Origin of the sequence: Mycobacterium sp., from assembly GCF_049802695.1 — a bacterium.
In the GTDB taxonomy this organism is placed as follows: Bacteria; Actinomycetota; Actinomycetes; order Mycobacteriales; family Mycobacteriaceae; genus Mycobacterium.
This window is the reverse complement of the sequence record NZ_JBARMY010000353.1, coordinates 1-2,651: the sequence shown is the minus strand read 5'-3', so window position 1 is coordinate 2,651 and position 2,651 is coordinate 1. Positions and strand designations below refer to the sequence as shown.

3 protein-coding genes and 1 pseudogene are annotated in these 2,651 nt (G+C 68.2%); 1 reads left to right on the top strand and 3 read right to left on the bottom strand.

What is annotated here, in order from left to right:
* A partial coding sequence (gene xseA, locus WA317_RS14660) for an exodeoxyribonuclease VII large subunit (RefSeq protein WP_425173722.1) occupies positions 1 to 648 on the bottom strand: 648 nt, incomplete at its 3' end.
* A gap of 8 nt (positions 649 to 656) precedes the next feature.
* Positions 657 to 1,241, bottom strand: a complete 585-nt coding sequence (locus WA317_RS14655; protein WP_425173721.1) for a lipid droplet-associated protein — start codon at positions 1,239 to 1,241, stop codon at positions 657 to 659.
* 100 nt (positions 1,242 to 1,341) lie between these two features.
* Here WA317_RS14655 and WA317_RS14650 point away from each other — a divergent pair, with 100 nt between their 5' ends.
* Positions 1,342 to 2,337 carry a 4-hydroxy-3-methylbut-2-enyl diphosphate reductase gene (locus WA317_RS14650; protein ID WP_425173720.1) on the top strand — a complete coding sequence of 332 codons (996 nt, stop codon included), beginning with the start codon at positions 1,342 to 1,344 and terminating at the stop codon, positions 2,335 to 2,337.
* A 94-nt stretch (positions 2,338 to 2,431) separates the two neighbouring features.
* Here the strand turns inward: WA317_RS14650 and WA317_RS14645 are convergent.
* Positions 2,432 to 2,651 (bottom strand): annotated as a pseudogene (locus tag WA317_RS14645) (DUF6542 domain-containing protein); the annotation flags it as partial.

Genomic DNA, 2,651 nt, shown 5'->3' with positions numbered 1-2,651 from the left:
CAGCAGATCCTCGACGCTGCCGCCGCCGCGGGCCACCACGATCACGTCGACGTCCGGGTCGGCGTCGAGTTCGCTTAGCGCCGAGACAATTTGGGCGACGGCGTTGGGACCCTGGACGGCGGTGTTGCGGACCGCAAACTGCACCGCGGGCCAGCGCGCGGCGGCCACCGTGGTGACGTCGCGCTCGGCGGCGCTGGCACGCCCGGTGATCAACCCGATGCTGGACGGCAGGAACGGCAGCGGCCGCTTGAGGCGCAGGTCGAAGAGCCCCTCGGCGTCCAAGAGGCGGCGCAGCCGCTCGATTCGTGCCAGCAGCTCGCCGACGCCGACTGCTCTGATCTCGCTGAGGCGCAGCGAGAACGAGCCCCGACCGGTGTAGAACGTCGGCTTGCCGCAGACCACGACTTGAACGCCCTCGGTCAGCTTGACCGGCGCGCTCGACACCAGGTCGCGCGGGCAGGTGACGTTCAGCGACATGTCGGCGGCCGGGTCACGCAGCACCATGAACACGGTCTTGGCATCGGGCCGCACTTTGATCTGGGTCAGCTGACCTTCCACCCACACGGTGCCGAGTTTGTCGATCCAGCCGGCGACCCGGATGGCCACCGCACGAACCGGGAAGGGGTTTTCGGCCGAGTTGGCCGGCACCGCTTGGCTCACTTCGCGTTCGCGCGGGTGATCCTGTTGGCGAGCAGCGTCTGAAACGGCGCACGGGCCTTGGTGGCTTCCTCGAAAGCCAGCAGAGCCTCGAGTTCGTCCACGTCGAGTGACTGCAGGCGGGCCCGCAGCTGCGCCAACGTCAGGTTCTCGTAGTCGAGCTCGGTGGCCACCTCCGGCGCCGCCGCCGTCGAGCCGCCCGCTTCCTTATCGGGCGAGGCGGGCTCGCCGGACGTGAAGGCGGCGTCCGCTGCCGCGTCTGCCAGTGAGTACAGCGCGAACCGTCCGTCTGCGCGGCGTTCGGTGTCAACGCCGGGTGCCTCATCGGCGGAGTCGATGCTGTCCTCGTCGAACGTCGCCCACTCCGGCTGCTCGTCTTTCGGCGGGAACAGGTTCTCGATGGTGGCGTCGCCTTTAATGACGAGCTCGGCCACGTTCTGCTGGAATCGCATCACGATGTGCGCGGCCTGACTGGCCAGTGTCATCGGATACATGAGGATGGTCTTCGGCAGCTTCATCGTTTCCTCCACGGCGACTGTCGCGGCACCCACCAGCAGCCGAACCCCATACGGTGCACTAGCCATGCGTTCAAGACTGCCTTAAGCGGCGGATCAAGTCCAAGCGGACAGCCGCGAAATGGCGTCGCATATTACGTGGCGGGCGGCGGAAAGTACCCTGGTGACCATGCCGCCGACCATCAACATGGGGATCCCGGGCACCACTCGCCCGGTAGCCGAAGCCGCCATCGGGAAGCGGGTGTTGCTGGCCGAGCCGCGGGGTTACTGCGCCGGAGTCGACCGCGCCGTCGAAACCGTCGAGCGCGCGCTGGAAAAACACGGCCCGCCGGTCTACGTGCGGCACGAGATCGTGCACAACCGGCACGTGGTCGCCACGTTGGCAGGGGCCGGTGCGGTGTTCGTCGAGGAGACCGATGAAGTTCCCGAAGGCGCCGTGGTGGTGTTCTCCGCGCACGGTGTGGCGCCGAGTGTGCACACATCGGCCGCCGAGCGGGACCTGCAGGTCATCGATGCGACGTGCCCGCTGGTCACGAAGGTCCACAACGAGGCCAAGCGCTTTGCCAGAGACGACTACGACATCCTGCTCATCGGTCACGAAGGCCACGAGGAGGTCGTCGGAACCGCCGGCGAGGCCCCCCAGCACGTGCAGTTGGTTGATGGGCCGGGCGCGGTGGATCAGGTCGCGGTGCGCGACGAGGACAAGGTGATCTGGCTGTCGCAGACCACGCTGTCCGTCGACGAGACGATGGAGACCGTCGAGCGGCTGCGACAGCGGTTCCCCAAGCTGCAGGACCCGCCGAGCGACGACATCTGCTACGCGACGCAGAACCGGCAGGTTGCGGTCAAGGCGATGGCGCCGGAATGCGACCTGGTGGTCGTCGTCGGCTCGACGAACTCGTCGAACTCGGTGCGGTTGGTCGAAGTGGCGTTGGGCGCCGGTGCCGGCGCCGCGCACCTGGTCGACTGCGCCGACGACATCGACCCCGGCTGGCTGAACGGCGTCACCACGGTGGGAGTCACATCGGGCGCGTCGGTTCCCGAGGTGCTGGTGCGCGGTGTGCTGGAACGGCTGGCCGGATACGGCTACAACATGGTGCAGCCGGTGACCACAGCCAACGAGACGCTGGTGTTCGCATTACCCAGAGAGATCCGCCGCCGCTAGTTGGCGCGGTCACGATGCGGGCGGCGAAGCGGCCCGAGGAGGAGCCGGGCAATTAAAGCCCGGCTGGCGCGGGTGGAGAAGGCACTGCGGCACGTCAGATGTCGTATTCCCAAGACTCGGCTGCCGAACTTCGCGCCCCGCGGGGACGGCCGGCGCCGCGGTAGCGGACCTGCGAGATGGGGTGGTGCGTCGAGTTGGCCCGTTTGACGGCGGCTTCGGATGCGGGCCGGCGGCGAGGCGGCGGGTCAGAGGGCTCGACCGGTTCGTACGGATCGAACCGGCTGCTGCGCGCGGCCGGTCGGCCGTAGCGGGTG

Bases quoted from the DNA above. Each gene is read 5' to 3' on its own strand.
- WA317_RS14655 (WP_425173721.1), bottom strand. From the start codon at position 1,241: ATGGCTAGTGCACCGTATGGGGTTCGGCTGCTGGTGGGTGCCGCGACA.
- WA317_RS14650 (WP_425173720.1), top strand. From the start codon at position 1,342: ATGCCGCCGACCATCAACATGGGGATCCCGGGCACCACTCGCCCGGTA.